This window comes from Clostridium sp. AM46-21 (assembly GCF_003480025.1).
In the GTDB taxonomy this organism is placed as follows: domain Bacteria; phylum Bacillota; class Clostridia; order Lachnospirales; family Lachnospiraceae; genus Coprococcus; species Coprococcus ammoniilyticus.
Genome location: NZ_QUIB01000011.1, coordinates 1 through 18,331, shown reverse-complemented (window position 1 = coordinate 18,331; position 18,331 = coordinate 1). Strand labels below are relative to the sequence as shown.

The following is an 18,331-nucleotide window of genomic DNA, read 5'->3' as shown; positions in this document are numbered from 1 at the left end:
ATTATGAAAAAAGATGCAAACATTCCTTACAAAATCTATTTAAGTGAAAACGAGATCCCAAAAGAGTGGTATAACGTACGTGCCGATATGAAGAACAAGCCGGCACCTCTGTTAAATCCGGGAACACTTCAGCCAATGACAGCCGATGATCTTCGTCCTGTATTCTGTGACGAACTGATCGCGCAGGAGCTGGATGACACCACTCCATACATCCCGATTCCACAGGAAATTCAGGACTTCTATAAAATGTACCGTCCTGCTCCACTGGTTCGTGCATACTGTCTGGAAGAAAAGCTGCAGACACCAGCTAAGATCTACTACAAATTTGAAGGAAACAACACAAGCGGCAGCCACAAATTAAACTCCGCTATCGCTCAGGCTTATTATGCTAAGCAGCAGGGTTTAAAGGGTGTTACAACCGAGACCGGTGCCGGTCAGTGGGGAACCGCCCTCTCTATGGCATGCTCCTACTTTGGTCTGGACTGTCAGGTATATATGGTTAAGGTTTCCTATGAACAGAAGCCATTCCGTCGTGAAGTTATGCGTACCTACGGTGCAACCGTAACTCCATCTCCTAGTACCACAACAGAGGTTGGCCGTAAGATCCTTGCTGAGCATCCTGGAACAACCGGAAGCCTTGGCTGTGCCATCTCAGAAGCTGTTGAAGCAGAGTCCAAGCAGGAAGGCTATCGTTATGTACTCGGAAGTGTACTGAATCAGGTATTACTTCACCAGACTGTCATCGGTCTTGAAACAAAAGCAGCACTTGACAAATATAACATCACACCGGATATCATCATCGGATGTGCCGGCGGCGGTTCAAACCTCGGTGGTCTGATCTCCCCATTTGCAGGCGAGGTTCTCCGTGGCGAGAAGGACTACCAGATCATCGCTGTAGAACCGGCATCCTGCCCAAGTCTGACAAGGGGTGTCTATGCCTATGATTTCTGTGATACCGGCAAGGTATGTCCACTGGCAAAGATGTACACCCTCGGAAGCGGATTCATTCCTTCACCAAACCATGCAGGCGGACTTCGTTATCACGGTATGAGCCCTGTTGTATCCCAGCTCTATCATGATGGCATCATCGAAGCCAGAAGTGCTGAACAGACAGCAGTATTTGAAGCAGCAACCCAATTTGCAAGAGTGGAAGGTATTCTTCCTGCTCCTGAAAGCAGCCACGCGATCCGTGTTGCTATCGACGAGGCACTGAAATGTAAAGAAACCGGGGAAGAAAAGACGATCGTCTTTGGTCTGACCGGAACCGGATATTTCGATATGGTTGCTTATGGCAAATATAACGATGGTGAGATGAGCGATTATATTCCTACCGACGACGATCTGAAGGCAGGTTTTGACGGAATCCCTCATTTTCCCGGAAATGAGTTCTAAACTTCCCCTATAAAAAAGGAAGCTGGCAATACATATTATTGTCAGCTTCCTTTTTCTAGTATCAACTTATAGGATATACTTCATGCTAATATCTTTTTCTCATTTTTATTCTGTTTTCTTCATTACCGCAACAGCTTCCGGACTTCGGTGTTGTAGGTATCCGGATCGTTGGCTTTGCGGATCTTTTTTAATATCTTCTGCTGGTCGGGAGCTTCAAAAAGACATTCCATAAACGACCACAACTCTTTCATCTTAAACATGACATTTCTCGCCCCAAGCCCTGCTTCCATATAACCGGCAAACAGTTCATCGTGGAATGCCAGAAGGATTCCTGCGTTATAGCAGCACCTCTGTTCTGCAATCTCCTGTGGAAGAAACGGATTTCCTATGATTCCACGTCCGATCATGATCTTATCAACCTGTGGATATCGTTTCTGAATATTTTTATAGCCGGCAACATCGGTAATATCACCATTATAGCAAAGGACACTTTCTGTCTGCTCTCCGTATCGTTCTACTGCCAGATCGAACATAGCAAGATCTACGCTGCCACCATAATAATCTTCTCTGGTTCTTGGATGAATGATCACTTCGGTAAATGGATATTTCATTAATACATCCAGTATATCCGGGAATTCATCTGCAAATTCCATTCCCAGTCTGGTCTTTACCGATATTTTGCAGATACCGGCTGCAAATATCTCCTCAAGGAAATGATCCAGCTTTGTGGAATCTGCCAGCATTCCTGAACCTTTTCCTTTTGAAACAACCGTACCGGAAGGACAACCCATGTTTATATTGATCTCATCATATCCCATATCAGCTAAAGCTTTTGCCGCTTTTATAAAGCCTTCTGAATGATTCGTCAGAATCTGCGGGATCACTGTTATTCCGGTATTATGTTCAGGGAGAACATCAGTCAGTTCGCGATGTCTGAATGGTTTCCCCTTTGCCGGAGCAATAAAAGGCGTAAAATACCGGTCGATTCCTCCAAAGTATTTCTGATATGCATTTCTGTATATATATCCGGTTATCCCCTCTAAAGGTGCCAGATAAAGCATCTTAATTCTCCTTCCAATTATTAAAACATATGTCATCATGATAATCGCAGATACAGACGTCTTATACTTTTATGTCATCACAGCTGTCGCCAGGCTCAGTACTCAAATATAGCCAGTGATATATGTTATCTGCATATTCTCACCGGCTATATTCTGACTTATATTTCTATTATATACTTTTATTACTCTACACTGTAGTTTGGAGCTTCCTTTGTGATATGGATATCATGTGGATGACTCTCTTTTAATGACGCTGCTGAGATCTTAACAAACTCTGCTTTCTCATGTAATTCAGGAATGTTATGAGCACCACAGTATCCCATACCGGAACGAAGTCCGCCAATCAACTGGAATACAGTATCTTCTACAGAACCCTTGTATGCAACACGTCCTTCTACACCTTCCGGAACAAGCTTCTTTGCATTCTCCTGGAAGTATCTATCCTTGCTGCCGTTCTCCATAGCTGCGATAGAACCCATACCTCTGTATACCTTGTACTTACGTCCCTGATATAATTCGAAGTCACCAGGAGCTTCATCTGTACCTGCAAATAAGCTACCCATCATACATACATTTGCACCTGCTGCAATTGCCTTTGTGATATCTCCTGAGTACTTGATACCACCATCAGCGATAACAGGAATACCTGCATTCATAGCTGCATCATATGCTTCCATAATAGCTGTGATCTGTGGTACACCGATACCTGCAACAACACGGGTTGTACAGATAGAACCAGGTCCGATACCGATCTTAACTGCATCTACGCCCATATCGATCATTGCCTGTGTACCGGCCTTAGTCGCTACATTACCGGCGATAACCTGAAGATCCGGATACTTCTCCTTTACCATCTTGAAAGTACGAAGTACATTTGCTGAATGTCCATGTGCTGTATCAATAACAATAGCATCAACCTTTGCTGATACAAGTTCAGCGACACGATCCAGAATATTTGCTGTACATCCAACGGCTGCTGCACAGAGAAGTCTTCCCTGTGGATCCTTAGCAGAATGTGGATATTTGATCGTCTTTTCAATATCCTTAATTGTGATAAGTCCTTTTAATCTGAAATCATCGTCAACGATCGGAAGCTTTTCTTTGCGAGCCTTTGCAAGAATCTTCTTTGCTTCCGGTAATGTAATGCCTTCCTTTGCTGTGATCAGACCTTCTGAAGTCATTGACTCGCTGATCTTCTTGGAATAATCTTCTTCAAACATCAGGTCACGGTTTGTAATGATACCGACTAATTTGCCATCCTCTGTGATAGGCACACCTGAAATTCTGAACTTTGCCATAAGTGCATTTGCATCGGCAAGTGTATGCTCAGGAGATAAATAAAATGGGTCAGAAATTACACCATTCTCAGAACGCTTAACCTTATCTACTTCCTCTGCCTGCTCCTCGATTGACATATTTTTGTGAATAACACCGATACCACCCTGACGAGCCATAGCGATAGCCATTCTGTGCTCTGTTACGGTATCCATACCGGCACTCATAAGAGGAATCTGAAGCTGTATTTTCTTTGTTAAGTTAGTTGTTAAATCCACGTCATTTGGAAGCACCTCAGAATATGCAGGTACTAATAATACGTCATCAAATGTAATTCCTTCGCCTATGATCTTACCCATTTTTTTCTCTCACTTTCTTTTTTTTATTTGTAAGTTGATATAACAGGAGCATTCAAACGAACGCTCCTGTTATATCCAAAATATATGATGCTATGCTATCAAATAACCTATTTAATGTCAAGATTATTTATTACCAAAAAATTTCTTTTTTATGAGGAATTATCAGTTATCTTTAATTTTCTGCTACCGGAGCCTGATAAATAAACGCTTCCGACTTTCCGATATCAATGCTGTCATCACCAACCTGAGCAACATAGACTTCCTCACCATCGTCAAACGTGATATCAGGAATAAACAGAGTATTCCGGTCTATATAGATTGTTTCCTTCTTGAATCCGTTGTTGATCCAAACAAAACTGCATTCATTGAAATTCTCACCCTTGATATAATATCCATGGAGCTGCTCCGGTGCTTTCTCCGGGTCATCGGACACTTTCTGATAATCGCCTTCTTTTATATCCGTAATATAGATCGGTTCTACACCATACTGCATATCGGTAGGCTCATATGGCCAGCCATCCGGATACATATATCGCTTACCGTATAACATATCATATTCTACATTCCACATTACATCGCTGTATTCAGGATCATCTTCGCTGTAAAGTGTATGCACCTTCTGCATGGCACTCTTTTCAAGTCCGATCACATCAAACAGCTTCGTACTCAGATCATAAGCCGGAATGTCTTCATCTTTATCAATGAAATGCTTCATATTGCTCCATATGAAATATTCCGTCTGGTACAGATTTCCATTCTCTACATCATCATTTGTCAGTTCAAATCCCGGTAAATGATCACCATACATTACCAGTACTACATCTTCATCATAATTCTTCAGTTCTTCAATTAAATCCTTGATAAATTCATCCATCTCATGAAGCTGATTGCAATAATATGTCCATTCATTGTCCAGTTCTTCACTTCCCGTACCTGTTACTTTTACCGGATAGGAATAATTCTCATAATCTAATTCACTCGGATATCTTCCATGTCCCTGAACGCTGACCGTGAAGATAAAATCCTTGTCCTCTGTAGATTTCAGGGTCTTCATGATCTCTCCGGTCAGTACATTATCCTTTTCCCAGTTTTTCTGGGTATGCTCTACGTCATACATGTATTCCATAGGGGTAAATGTATCAAAGCCAAGATTCTTGTATACGATATAACGGTCATAGAATGTACCGTCATGGTTATGCATCGCATGAGTAGAATAACCAAGCTTTTTAAACTGTGTCGCCATCGTCTCACAGGTTGTACTTCCAAGTACCGTCTTATATGGATATTCACCGGCACCGAAGTATGCCACATCAAATCCGGAAAGCACCTCAAATTCCGAATTTGCCGTTCCCGCTCCGATTGCAGGCATCGTAAGGAAACCTGACGAACATTCTTCTTTTAATTTTGTGAAATTCGGAATCGGATTCATATTAAAAGATAATTCTTTTACATATGATGGATCCATGAAGGATTCCAACTGAACTACAATTACGTTTGGCTTTCTCTTTGCAAATTTTGCTCCCGAAGCTTTCACCGTATCCAGTTCATCCTTGATCTCAAGCATCTTTTCTTCACTGTAATCTGACGGCTCACTGATTCCGACATCCACTACACTGTTTGAAAAGCAATATACAAAACCATATTTATCGTATGCTGTTGCCAGATTTGCAAAGTTATCCGAGATTGCCTGTGCATTTAATGCAATCTTTGTAAATAGCATAACCATACAGAAAGATGCAACGATCAGAACCGTTGTACGGATCCTGTAAATATTTCCCTGGATTGTCGGGGACTTTAAGAACAATATGATAACCGCTGCCAGTGCAATAAATAACGCTACACCGATGAATACAACCTGCCATACTGAGAAATACTTATCAATGATGGTGATCGTATTTCTCGCCATCAGCATATCGATCGCTGAAAACGGAGTGATACGAAAACCTAAAACAATACAGTTCGTTACACCACAAAGCAGCCATGCAAATGAAATAATACCATAACCAAACACTCTCTTACGCATCAGCAGTGCCAATGTCAAAGTAAAAAAGATAATGGAACAGTTATACAGGAACACCAATGGTTCATTCACAATATATTTCATCGTATTGATAAATGAGTGTCTTCCCAATATCTCCAAAATAATATCCAGCACAATTGCAATCGCAACACACTGGAATATAGCTGTACTACACAATTTCTTCAATTTGTCTTTCATCTAAAACTCCATTCTGCCGTGATTCGGCAACCACTAACCAAATACTTAATGCAATCCTGTTATCTTATTCATAAACCGGTAATTTCAGAATAAGATTAAATCGGTTTCATTATAGCATCCCTTTCTTTTTATTCAATCCGCAAATTTTACAAATAATTACCTCATTTTTTCATTTTTTGCGTAATTTTTACTTACTTTTCTTCTATCTATATCTTTGGGAATGCTTTATATGATGGGAAAATATCATATTTCGGAGAAAACTACAATAAAACAATTATTAAATCTTCTTTAGGATTATTAAGAAGAAGCCCTTTGTTCCAGCATCGGATCATCGAAAGTCAATCGTCTATGTTACTGTTTTTCTGATAAATGGCAGTGGCTCATTGAGGTTCAAAGTATCAACCATAAAAAAAGAAGTCTTAAATCTTAAGACTTCTAAAAAATAAGAGCGCGAGACGGGGATCGAACCCGCGACCCCCTCCTTGGCAAGGAGGTGCTCCACCGCTGAGCCACTCGCGCATTTTCCATTGTTGTGATTTATTTGCCTCACAACAATGGATATGTTATCATAAGACGTTGTTTCTGTCAACAACTTTTTTCAACTTTTTTAAATATTTTTTTCACGCAATGAATTACCGCATTGAGCCTAGTTGTTTTCATCCTCTGAAGGCGCTTGAACAGACTCATTTTCAATGGTCTGCAACTGCCCTTTTGCTCTGCGAACATAGCCAACGATGAGCACAACTGCACCAACTAAAAAGCATGCAAATCCAAGAAGCTGTGATACACGGATACCGGAATTGCCAATCATTAAGGAATCTGTACGAAGTCCTTCAATGATACATCTTCCAAGGCCATAGCCTGCTACATAGATAAATGCGAATTCACCTGTAAACTTCTGATGCTTTCTATATATAAGAAGAAAGATCAGCAACATCAGATTCCAGAGTGACTCATACAGGAACGTAGGATGTACTGTTATACATTCCATACCATGAAGTGTCTGTGTATTTGCAAGCATAGTATCTGAGATCACTCCACTGTTGATCAGACTGTTTAGTGTTCCTTCATGTCTGTAATAATCAAGAGGGATTCCCATCGCAAATACAGAATCTGTATACGCACCAAACGCCTCCCTGTTGAAGAAATTGCCCCAGCGTCCAAGGATCTGTCCGATCAGCAGACCAAACGCTGCTGTATCGGCAAGCCGAAGCACATTTACCTTCCGCTTCTTCGCAAAGATACATCCGGTAATAATACCCGCAATTACACCACCATAGATTGCAAGTCCACCGCCTCTGATATTTAACATACCAAGGATGGTTTCTTTTACATTTCCCGCCACTATATACTGATCCAGTCGGAACAATATATAATAAATTCTTGCGCCTAAGATTACCGGAATGATCAGGATCAGGATAAAGTCCAGATACATTTCCGGATCCTGTCCTGTTCGTTTCGCTTCATTTGTCACAAGGAAGTAGGCAAGGATAAATCCACACATAATGATGATACCATAAAACCGGATCTCAAAGCTGCCAATGGATATATGATCACCTACATGCTTCAGGAAGATTCCCAAATGCGGAAAGATAATACTGTTAAAATATTCTGAAATTGTTTCCATTTTCTTGTTATCTCCTAAAGGAAGCTGTTTTATACATTGAACTTAAAGAGGATGACATCTCCGTCCTCTACCACATATTCTTTACCTTCCTGTCTTACCAGACCTTTTTCTTTGGCAGCTACCATATTGCCACATTCCATAAGATCTTTATAGCTTACAACCTCTGCCTTGATGAATCCACGCTCAAAATCAGAATGGATCTTGCCGGCTGCTCCCGGCGCTTTTGTTCCCTTCTTGATCGTCCATGCTCTGGATTCTGTCTCACCGGCTGTCAGATAACTGATCAGTCCAAGCAGTGAATAGCTTGCCTTTATCAGTTTATCAAGACCGGATTCTTTTACTCCAAGATCTTCCAAAAACATTTTCTTTTCTTCGTCATCCAGTTCTGCCAGCTCCTGCTCGATCTGTGCACAGACAACAAACACTTCTGAATCAAATTCTTTTGCGTATTCTTTTACTTTCTGAACATGCTCATTTGATGCTCCATCATCTGCTACATCGTCTTCGCTTACATTTGCTGCGAAAATAACCGGTTTCCATGTAAGAAGGTTGTATTCCTCGATCCAACCCTGTTCGTCCTCATCTGTTACTTCAAGAGTCTTTGCAAGCTTGCCTTCCTCCAAATGCGCTTTGATACGCTGCTGGAAATCCAGCTCCTTTGCAAGCATCTTATCATTTCTTGCACCTCGTATCGTCTTTGCTATTCTACGATCCAGAACTTCGATATCGGAAAAATCAGCTCCAGATTAATCGTTTCAATATCACGGATCGGATCAACCGAACCATCTACATGAATAACATTTGTATCTTCAAAGCATCTGACAACATGAACGATCGCATCTACCTCTCTGATATTTGCAAGGAACTGGTTTCCCAGACCTTCGCCTTTGGATGCGCCCTTTACGAGTCCTGCGATATCTACGAATTCAATAACTGCAGGAGTGGTCTTTGCTGAGTGATACATCTCTGTCAGCTTGTCTAACCTCTCATCCGGTACTGCAACAACACCTACATTTGGGTCGATGGTACAGAATGGATAGTTTGCTGATTCTGCACCTGCTTTTGTCAGAGAGTTAAATAATGTACTTTTTCCAACATTGGGAAGTCCAACTATGCCGAGCTTCATGGTTATAATTCCTCCTTAAAACCTTGATTTATAAGGTCATACAACTCATACCATTCAGCCATATTACGTTATGTCAGATGGCCGTTCAAAGTTGATGCCACAAGGTAATTTTTCTCTGTATTCTTGTTCTTTACCTGTATAATGGCGCAAAAAAGCCCCAAAATAGCACGATGATTATACTACATTGGGGCATAAAATTCAATGATTATCAGCCGGTTGCCGTCAAATTACTGTCAAATTCCAAGACGCATTCTCAGAATTCCCAATATCAGAAGATGCACCGGATAAAACAAATAGTTCACAAGCTTATTCTGCTTTCCACGCTTTCCATTATAAGTAAGCATCAGGCCAAAACCCAGAAGTGCCCATGGTTCCTTATACATCGATGCAAAATTAAACGGAATAGCAATAATCGGTCTGTCATGAAAAAGATACAGAAAATAACCGATCAACACCGCATGGGAATCATAATCCAGACTCAGATTCATGGCTATCAGACAAGTTACTGCTACAATTATAAAAGATACAAGATACCACAAGAACTTGGGCAGCGTCTGCATCTTCTTTTTCAGGGCATCAATAATCCAGATCATCGCCAACACCAGCGCAAGCGTAAACATGATATTATTCCAGTTTGGTTCAAAAAATACATTAGATGTACACATATCAAACGGAACCTCTGATATAATTCCAAATACCAGGAGTGTTCCCAAATATCTCCATCGATTTCTCGTTTTAAAATATCCCTCCACCAACAGGGAAATAAAGATAGGAAATGCGATCCTGCCTAATATATCAAACAGTTCACTCATAACTATTAAAGCCTTACTGTTAAAATATATGAAAAATGTTTTATTAACATGATCGATCAACATTGAAGCAAATGCTATATATTTCAGTTGTGCACCGGATAATAATTTTATCTTTTCTTTCATCTTTAATAACGTTCCTCTCCTACTTAAAAATAACTCTGTCTCTCGTCAATAGCGTAACAACCTCTGTATGCTCAGTAAATGGGAAGAGATCAAATGGTGTGATCTTTAACACCTGATAGCCATGTGTGGTCAGATACTTCAGATCCCTCGCAAGGGTATCCGGTCCACAGGAAATATAAACTACCTTACGCGGAGACAACGTTACAACGGAAGAAAGAAATTCTTCCGTGCTTCCTGAACGAGGCGGATCCATAAACACAACATCAATATGCTCATCTGCGTCTGCCAGTTCTACCATAAACCTGCCTGCATCATTTGCATAGAACTCGATATTTTCTATCTTGTTCATCCGGCTGTTAATCTTCGCATCACGGATTGCTTCTGCATTCAGTTCCACACCAATCACTCGTTTTGCCCGGTCGCTTGCAACGATACCAATCGTTCCGATTCCGCAGTATGCATCTATCACCGTCTCTTTCTTTTTCAGATCCGCATATTTGATCGCCTTGTTATATAATTTCTCCGTCTGAACAGAATTGATCTGGTAAAAGCTTCCCGGCGACAGACGAAACCGTTTGCCACAGAGAACATCTTCTATATAGCCTTTGCCATAGATGACCTGATTTCGGTCACCTAACACCATATTCGTATCCTTTGTATTTATATTCTGAACGATCGTTGTGATCTCCGGATGAAGCTTCAAAAGTGCATTTGCAAAATTCTTCTTCGACGGAAATACCGGAGATGCCGTCACAATGATCACCATGATCTGTCCGGTCTGATGTGCTGTCCGGATCAGTACATGACGGATCAGTCCATATCCGCTGTCTTCATTATAGATCATCATTTTAAATGACCGGAACAGCTCTGTGATATCCTGAATGATCGCATCCGCCCGCTGATCTTCGATCTTGCAGCCTTTTGTCTCTATGACATTATGAGTACCCTCCTGATATCGGCCGGAGATGATCGTACCATTCTTCAGTTTTCTGAATTCCGCACATACTTTGTTCCTGTAATAATACGGATTTTCCATTCCCACGATTGGATCGACCGGTGCAAATCCTGAAAGCAGCTTTTCCATCTCTGTCTGCTTCTTTACAAGTAATCTCCGGTATTCTTCGTCTGTATATTCGTATGCCACGGGGTTAGGTTTCTTATTTGGGGACTGGACTTTTCTGCCATCCGGTTTTCTATTTCCCGGCTGTCCCTTTATATTTTCTTTCATATTTTATTTCCTTTCAAATCTCTCGTCTAAACATAGCAAAAACCAAACACATGGTCAACAACATTTCCTTGAATGTATATGACTTATGGCCTGGTTTTTTCTTTGCTCTATGCTTTACCTGTCAGGACGACTTTTGTCATATCGTGTCCGACCGCATCCAGATACAATCCGAATACATCTGTCGTGCGCATCCGCAGACTGGATGTATTCACACATGGGTGGCAGCCAAGATACTCGCCTTTTAATATGTCTTCATCCACCAGCAGCCGTACATGATGCTCCGTATCATTCATCAGTCCCATGACACTGACAGCCCCCGGTTCGATATCCAGATATTTCTCCATGTCCTCAGCCGATGCAAATGACAGTCTTGCGCTCCCGATCTGTGAAGTGATCTCCTTCGTTTTAAACGGCTTGTCTCCCGGTATCATCAACAGATAAAACTGTGTCTTCTGACGATTGCACAGGAAAAGATTCTTACAGATTGTCGCCTGCAACATCTTATCAATCTCCTCACATACTTCCATCGTAAATGCCGGTTCATGGTCGACTCTCTTATATTCTATTCCAAGATGGTCAAGAAAATCATATACCCGAATCTCCTTCTCCAGTCTTCCTTCCGTATTCTCCGGTCTTCCATTCAAAAGTTCCAACAGTACTTTGCCCTCCCGTTCCTTATATCTACCTCTGCTGTTCATCCAGCATATGCTCAAACTCCGGAATCGGAACAGGCTTGGAAAAATAAAATCCCTGAGATACACTACATCCATTATCATAAAGGAAATCTGCCGTTCCTCGATTCTCTACGCCTTCTGCTATAATACTTAAGCCCAAATCATTTGACATGGATATCACATGAGAAATGATCGTCTTACCCTGTTTACTGTCCAAACATTCATCCAAAAACTGCCGATCCATCTTCAATACGTCAAATGGTGTATTCTTCAACATACAAAGGGAAGAATAACCTGATCCGAAATCATCCATTAACAATGTAAATCCCGCCTGTTTCAAACTATTGATATAAGACAATGATTCTGCATTCTCCGTTGTCTCCGTGATCTCTAACTGGAACAGCTCCATCGGAATCTGATATTTGTCGATCAGATTCCTGATATATCCTGCAACATCTTCTTTCTGAAGATAGGTTCTCGACACATTCACCGAGATTGGAAGTGGTTGCCTTCCGGTATCCAGCCATCTTCTGATAACTTTACATACCATCTCCCACATGAAACAGTCTAATTTGTATATAAATCCATTTGCCTCAAATACCGGAATAAATTCCATCGGCGACTTGCATTTTCCATTTGCATCAATCCAGCGCACAAGTGCCTCTGCTCCGACGATCTTCGCATGGCTTCTGTCATACTGGTACTTCGGCTGAAGATAAACCTGAAATTCTTCCCGTCTCAGAGCCTCCTCCTCAACTTCCTCGATCGCTCCCGTCTGTTTCACATGATTCATCAGCGTATCCTCATAGAATACAACCTTATTCAAAATCGTCCGCTTACCCTCTGCACGGGCAAGTCCTGCTTCATCTCCATGCTTGCGATATGCCGTTGAGCTGCCCGGTACGATATTCACTCCATATGTAATGCTTAACTTGATATCACCATATCTCCGAATCTTTTCATCAAGTTTATCAATAAATTCCATGATTTCTTCTCTGGAATTATAATAGGTCACGATCTGGAATACATCCGCTGACAATCTACAATGCAGATGTTCCTTATCACACATCACATCCAGCGTGTCATATATATACCGAAGAATATTATCTCCTGTATCACTGCCATACTTCTCATTGATATACTTAAATCTACGGACATCAAACTGAATATATGCATACTCCCGCTCCGGATGCTCTGCCTGAAAACGTGCAATCTTCTTGAGAAAGAATGCCGGATTCTTATCATTGCTAAACGATGTCACAATCTCCCGATTCTCTAATTCCTGTTTGCGCATGATCCGTATCATGCCCACATACTCCCGAATCAATCCTTTTTCATCTTTCTCAAGGTAACAAAGGACTGCCATCAGAGCTTTCTTCCCTGATCTGGTCTCAAGATGCACCCATGTCTCCAAGTCATCCATCTTGATCGGCTCTTTTGTTCCCTGCTCAATCTGTCTATACAAATTGCACATTTTATTCTTCTCTGTTTCTTCTATACATGTGCAGTTGCAAAATGCTTTTAGTAAATTTTTATCATCCGGATTCAACTCATCAGGCAGAATATCATTTTCCTCAATCGTGTAAAACCGATCTTGCAGATTCGCGTAAAAATATATGGCGTCGCGGTGATTTTTCCTTATTCTGTTAATCTCTCTCCATGATTCAAATGCCATAATAATATCTTCTCCCAACAATGAATACTTACCTAATTTTACATGTTCTGTTCCCACAGGAACTTGCTATTATATATATATTAACATGTTCTTTAGCAAAAAGAAAGTTTGCATCCGACTTAATTATTCGGAAATTAAGTGAAATTTGGGTTAATCAATTACTTAATTTCTTGTTAATTGTCAACCAGTCAAGAAACGCCTGACAGCCTTCTACAACATCTTCATAAGTCTCCCGAAAATTTCCACTGTACCACGGATCTCTGACATCTGCATCTCGTCCGGCAAACTCCAGCATCTTATAGATCTTATCCCCACGTCTGTGTCCGGTCATTCGTTCAATATTCCTCATATTCATAGAATCCATACCGATCAGATAATCGTAATGATCATAATCTGAGGCTGTAAGCTGCACGGCCCGTTTGCCTTTGCAGCTTATCCCATGTCTGGCAAGTTCTTCTCTTGCCGGCGGATACACCGGATTCCCTACACCATTCCAAATCTCTTCTGTGCTGGTGGCTGCCGATGCGATCTCAAACTGATCGGCAATGCCACGTTTTGTTACTATATCTTTTAATATGAATTCTGCCATGGGGGAACGGCAGATGTTGCCGTGGCAGATGAAAAGTACTTTTATCATAGTTTTGTTTCTCCTTGTTTTGCCCGGAAATGCCCTACCTCGACTATCGTCTCGGTCGCGGCAGTCGCAAAATGCCCGATTATGCAAGCATATCGGGACACTTCGCTCGTTGCTTCGCGTATTTTGCAAAGGTTTTCGGGGTTATTGTGATATGCTCTAAAATTACAAATTGTGGCAGATTGGAGCAGAACCCTGCAAGTTGTTACTACCTGTTAGTAGCAAAATTGGTAGTAAAAGGGAAATGGTTACTACTAAAGGTTTTGCCGTTCCTTCTGCATCTGCTCAAATACTTCATCCCATTCTTTCTCGTCACGCCACGCATCATTTTCTGATATTACTGCTTTTCCGTCATCATTATACTTGGTGTTATCTGACGCCATTTTATAAGATTTTTCACTGTATTGAGTCATTATCTGTTTCTCCTTTTTGTCCTAGTATATCTTAGTTCCTAATATTTCGTGGTAATCTTGGTTTTGCTCTAAAGTTACAAATTGCGGCAAATCAGAGCAGAATTGAGCAAATTTTTACTACTTGTTAGTGTTAGTTGTAAAGTTGGTAGTAAAAAAAGAGGGGGGCTACTAACACAGTTAGAAAATGAAATCGCTTATGTAATTTCCTACAATACCTAAAACTGTTCCAATAACAACTGTTCCCACTATAAAATTTCTTTTAGAAGCATTTTTCTCCTCAATATGGTCCTATGTCAAGATTTAGTACAAGTTAAAATGAGAAACTTTTCCCATTTTAATCCGCCAGAAGCTCAGCCTCAGTGTGCGTTCTTTCATACAATCGTTCAAATTCATTTGGTGACATATAGTTACAATGGCTATGAATTCGTTTCGTATTGTAGAAAGCTTCCAGATATTCAAAAATCAACTGGTATGCCTGCTTATAATCGCGAATTTTAAAGCGATTGAGCCATTCACGTTTGATAATAGAATGAAAGGATTCAATGCATGCATTATCCCACGGAAAAGCCTTCTTCGAGTAGCTACGCTGCATATTTTCGGTCGCTTTTATATATTCCTTTGCAACATATTGGCTGCCACGATCCGAATGGATAATTAATGGTTGATCGATATTTCGGCGAGCTTTGGCTTTGTTTATCGTATCAATCACGCAGGATACTTCCAGTGTTTTTGAAAGTGTCCATGCTATGATTTTTCTGGAAAATAAATCCATAATACTGGTCAGATAGACAAATCCGTCTATTGTCCAGATGTAGGTGATATCCGAACACAAGACGGCATTCGGGCGGTCAGGATTAAACTGCTCATCGAGGATATTTTGTAATTCAGTGCTGAAATCAGAATCTTTTGTGGTAATTGTCCATGGCTTGCTCCACTGGGCACGGATTCCCATTTGACACATGTATGTACCAACAGTTCTTTCCGAAATGACTTCACCGGTTTTCCGCAATTCTACAGTGATTTTCGGAGCACCGTAGTTCTGCTTGGAATCATCATATATATCCTGTATTTTTGCTTTTACAGATTCACGGCGTTTTTCTGTATCAGAAGGCACGCGGTGGAGCCATGCACGATATCCTGAACGTGAGGCACCTAAAAATTTCAACATTCCGGAGACGGAACCCCGGCGTCCAGCCTTTTGGGCAGCTTCCGTCTTCTCAGACACTTCGAGATAAATGGCTTCCGTCATTTTCCCAGAATGTTGATTGCTTTTTTTAATACATCAAGTGCATCTTGGGCATCACGTAATTAACGTCTGAGACGGGCGATTTCCTTCTGTTCATCGGATGCGTAATTACCAGAACCACGAACAGGAATATCACCAGATTCCCGGAAGTCTTTCAGCCACTTTGTTAATGTGCTGTATCCGATGCCAAGATTTTCTACACATCCACGTACACCAAGATCTTTATGATCCTCGTAGTACTGGATTGCATCAAGGTTAAATTGTTTGTCATGTTGCTTTGCCATATGAGATCCTCCTTCAGCATGCTTCTATTGTATCATGCTTATGTGTACTTGGAATTTCTCATTTTGGCTTGTACTATTTATATTCTAGCATCAAGTTGATCAACTTCTGCTTCGTATACTGATTCAGTGTGAGTATCAAACAGCACCCATTCCACTAATCAAAACTGTCCGGATTATCCTGTAAGAATCTGTTTACTGTATGTACTGCAATCTTTGCTGCCAACTCAACCGGAAAACTATATACTCCAGTTGATATGGAAGGAAATGCAATAGACCTGATTCCATTATCCATTGCCAGCTTCATAGAATTAAAATAACAGTTAGCAAGAAGTTCCTCTTCTCTATTTCTTCCACCATTCCATATTGGTCCTACAGTATGTATCACATAATCACATGGCAGATTATAGGCTTTTGTTATCTTTGCTTCTCCAGTCTCACATCCTTGAAGTGTCCTGCACTCTACCAAAAGCTCCGGTCCTGCCGCTCTATGAATCGCTCCATCTACACCACCTCCGCCAAGCAGAGAATTATTTGCAGCATTAACGATTGCCTGCACATCTGTTACTTTTGTTATGTCACCTTTTATCGTTTTAATCAAATACATTGTTTAATATTCCTTCTCTATTTCGCCATCTATTCCATACATTTTCTTGAATGCATCAAGGTCTGCCTGATTCTTAATCAGCATAACCTCGTCTATCTTACCTGTATGAATATTCTTAAATCCGGCAACCTGCTCGCCATTACATATGCTCGCCTTGATTACTGGTTTCTTATTTCCTTTATCATATGTCTTTGTAACTATATTTTTCTTAAATAGTCCCACTCTGAGCACCTTCTTTTGATTTTGCCATCAGTATAAGTTTTTCAAAGGGCTGTGCAAAGCGTACGCCATCTTCTTCTGTACGCTTTCTCGGTCCTTTCATATGATTCTTATGAGAGCTGCGCCTTACCTTCTTATTAAGATGTCGCTCCATAAGCATCTGATCTATGTTCTCATTCGTGTACCACTTACCGGATTGGTGAATAGCATATGCACCTTTCCCAAGTGCCATAGCAGCGACACCATAATCCTGCGATACTACTACATCCCCTTTATGACAAATGCTGATCAGTTTATAATCCACTGCATCTGCTCCTGCACTTACCACAATCACCTTGCTGCAATCAGAATACAAAATATGATTCGTATCACACAGCAATGTGGTGGAAATATTGTATTTCTCTGCTATTGTCTCGACAATGTCCACTACCGGACACGCATCTGCATCTACAAATATCTGCACTAACCTCTCTCCATTTCTCGTTGAATCCATGTCATAATTACATCTACAAGGTAATCCTGCTGCACCTGACTCAATTCCTTGCCTGGCTGCATTTTATGCCACTTTCGGATGCACTCCCTACAACATGTTGCCGTTGCATGCTGAGCAATAAATACTGGGTGACCTTTCATCGGTGTTTGTTTACCATCATTCGCTATATATGCAGGAGCTTCTCTCTTTGCAATAAAATCCTTTGCATGTTGTCTGATTGTGTCCAACCCTTTTTCATTTATGTAATCAATATCTTTCTGCTTCAGATGGAAACTGCTTCGGAACTTGGAATTATCCAGCCGCTCAAATAACTGCCTGTACCATTCATCCTTCGTCATTAAAACTTCACTACTTCCGGCTCATGTGTAAATGATGAAAATGTAGCTGTCGCATTTTTAAAATAGAACACCTCTGTATTTCCATCATCTGCTGAGTACATATTCTGTAAAGATGGATAAGCATCGAGCATAGACTGTCTTGCTTCTCTTCTGTCATCTTCTACAAGTTCTCCGGCTACACGAAGCCACTCGCCATTTTTAAATGCACAGATTTCCACCTCGGGTTTGCGTGAATCTGCTTTGAAACATCCTTTACCTTGCCAGTCTGAATATACAGTTTTCCTTCAAAAATGTGTGCTGTACCAAAAGGTCTTACCCTTGGCTGGTCTCCTTCTACTGTCGCCAAATAATATGTCTCTGCTTCTTTTAAAAATTTTACTACTCGTTCCATGATGTAATCCTCCTGTCGTCTTTTATAATTATTTATTTCGAAAAGCATTCATCTATTTCCTTTAAAGATTCTTTCTTTACATCCATAACGTTTGTTAAAAAAATCTTGTAACTTTCAATGTTTCATCAATAATTTTTTC

General features: G+C 40.8%; 16 protein-coding genes, 1 tRNA gene and 3 pseudogenes. 1 reads left to right on the top strand and 19 read right to left on the bottom strand.

Annotated features, from left to right (window positions below; translation table 11 throughout):
* Nucleotides 1-3 precede the first annotated feature (3 nt).
* Nucleotides 4-1,392: a TrpB-like pyridoxal phosphate-dependent enzyme gene (locus DW959_RS08650; RefSeq protein WP_118484300.1), complete on the top strand. Its 1,389-nt coding sequence runs from the start codon at nt 4-6 to the stop codon at nt 1,390-1,392.
* A gap of 122 nt (nt 1,393-1,514) precedes the next feature.
* Here DW959_RS08650 and DW959_RS08645 read toward each other — a convergent pair whose 3' ends face one another.
* From DW959_RS08645 to DW959_RS08560, 19 genes and pseudogenes are all read right to left on the bottom strand, one after another.
* The gene (locus DW959_RS08645) at nt 1,515-2,453 is read right to left on the bottom strand and encodes a tRNA-dihydrouridine synthase family protein (protein WP_243013750.1); all 939 of its coding nucleotides are present in this window, start codon (nt 2,451-2,453) and stop codon (nt 1,515-1,517) included.
* Nucleotides 2,454-2,635: 182 nt separating this feature from the next.
* Complete coding sequence (guaB, locus tag DW959_RS08640; RefSeq protein ID WP_008401827.1) at nt 2,636-4,087, bottom strand: IMP dehydrogenase; 1,452 nt, start codon at nt 4,085-4,087, stop codon at nt 2,636-2,638.
* 172 nt (nt 4,088-4,259) lie between these two features.
* Complete coding sequence (locus DW959_RS08635) at nt 4,260-6,305, bottom strand: LTA synthase family protein (protein ID WP_118615920.1); 2,046 nt, start codon at nt 6,303-6,305, stop codon at nt 4,260-4,262.
* Nucleotides 6,306-6,752: 447 nt separating this feature from the next.
* A tRNA-Gly gene (locus DW959_RS08630) sits at nt 6,753-6,824 on the bottom strand.
* A gap of 127 nt (nt 6,825-6,951) precedes the next feature.
* Complete coding sequence (lgt, locus tag DW959_RS08625) at nt 6,952-7,932, bottom strand: prolipoprotein diacylglyceryl transferase (RefSeq protein WP_118615918.1); 981 nt, start codon at nt 7,930-7,932, stop codon at nt 6,952-6,954.
* Nucleotides 7,933-7,961: 29 nt separating this feature from the next.
* Nucleotides 7,962-9,058, bottom strand: a pseudogene (ychF, locus tag DW959_RS08620) (redox-regulated ATPase YchF).
* Between the two features lie 233 nt (nt 9,059-9,291).
* Nucleotides 9,292-9,993, bottom strand: coding sequence for a TraX family protein (locus DW959_RS08615; protein ID WP_118615916.1), 702 nt, complete (start codon nt 9,991-9,993; stop codon nt 9,292-9,294).
* A gap of 19 nt (nt 9,994-10,012) precedes the next feature.
* Nucleotides 10,013-11,221, bottom strand: a complete 1,209-nt coding sequence (rlmD, locus tag DW959_RS08610) for a 23S rRNA (uracil(1939)-C(5))-methyltransferase RlmD (protein WP_117821957.1) — start codon at nt 11,219-11,221, stop codon at nt 10,013-10,015.
* 107 nt (nt 11,222-11,328) lie between these two features.
* Nucleotides 11,329-11,919: a prolyl-tRNA synthetase associated domain-containing protein gene (locus tag DW959_RS08605; RefSeq protein WP_347465044.1), complete on the bottom strand. Its 591-nt coding sequence runs from the start codon at nt 11,917-11,919 to the stop codon at nt 11,329-11,331.
* Nucleotides 11,903-13,570: a GGDEF domain-containing phosphodiesterase gene (locus tag DW959_RS08600; RefSeq protein WP_147340230.1), complete on the bottom strand. Its 1,668-nt coding sequence runs from the start codon at nt 13,568-13,570 to the stop codon at nt 11,903-11,905. Before DW959_RS08600 ends, DW959_RS08605 begins: the two co-directional genes overlap by 17 nt.
* Nucleotides 13,571-13,724: 154 nt before the next feature.
* The gene (locus DW959_RS08595) at nt 13,725-14,207 is read right to left on the bottom strand and encodes a low molecular weight protein-tyrosine-phosphatase (protein WP_117821959.1); all 483 of its coding nucleotides are present in this window, start codon (nt 14,205-14,207) and stop codon (nt 13,725-13,727) included.
* Between the two features lie 251 nt (nt 14,208-14,458).
* On the bottom strand, nt 14,459-14,617 hold the full coding sequence (locus tag DW959_RS14200) for a hypothetical protein (RefSeq protein ID WP_181983864.1): 159 nt from the start codon (nt 14,615-14,617) through the stop codon (nt 14,459-14,461).
* Between the two features lie 334 nt (nt 14,618-14,951).
* The gene (locus DW959_RS08590) at nt 14,952-15,866 is read right to left on the bottom strand and encodes an IS3 family transposase (protein WP_117821960.1); all 915 of its coding nucleotides are present in this window, start codon (nt 15,864-15,866) and stop codon (nt 14,952-14,954) included.
* Nucleotides 15,867-15,925: 59 nt separating this feature from the next.
* A complete protein-coding gene (locus DW959_RS08585) occupies nt 15,926-16,147 on the bottom strand; it encodes a helix-turn-helix domain-containing protein (RefSeq protein WP_242997284.1) in 222 nt (73 codons plus the stop codon).
* Nucleotides 16,148-16,224: 77 nt separating this feature from the next.
* A pseudogene (locus DW959_RS08580) lies at nt 16,225-16,751 on the bottom strand (O-acetyl-ADP-ribose deacetylase).
* Nucleotides 16,752-16,754: 3 nt separating this feature from the next.
* Nucleotides 16,755-16,973, bottom strand: coding sequence for an aspartate dehydrogenase (locus DW959_RS08575; protein ID WP_117821961.1), 219 nt, complete (start codon nt 16,971-16,973; stop codon nt 16,755-16,757).
* Nucleotides 16,960-17,433 (bottom strand): YaiI/YqxD family protein, encoded by a 474-nt coding sequence (locus DW959_RS08570; protein ID WP_117821962.1) that lies wholly within the window; start codon nt 17,431-17,433, stop codon nt 16,960-16,962. The genes DW959_RS08575 and DW959_RS08570 overlap by 14 nt, the downstream gene beginning before the upstream one ends.
* Nucleotides 17,433-17,801, bottom strand: a complete 369-nt coding sequence (locus DW959_RS08565; RefSeq protein ID WP_117821963.1) for a DUF4186 domain-containing protein — start codon at nt 17,799-17,801, stop codon at nt 17,433-17,435. The genes DW959_RS08570 and DW959_RS08565 overlap by 1 nt, the downstream gene beginning before the upstream one ends.
* A pseudogene (locus tag DW959_RS08560) lies at nt 17,801-18,192 on the bottom strand (pyridoxamine 5'-phosphate oxidase family protein). The gene DW959_RS08565 and the pseudogene DW959_RS08560 overlap by 1 nt, the downstream one beginning before the upstream one ends.
* Nucleotides 18,193-18,331: the final 139 nt, after the last annotated feature.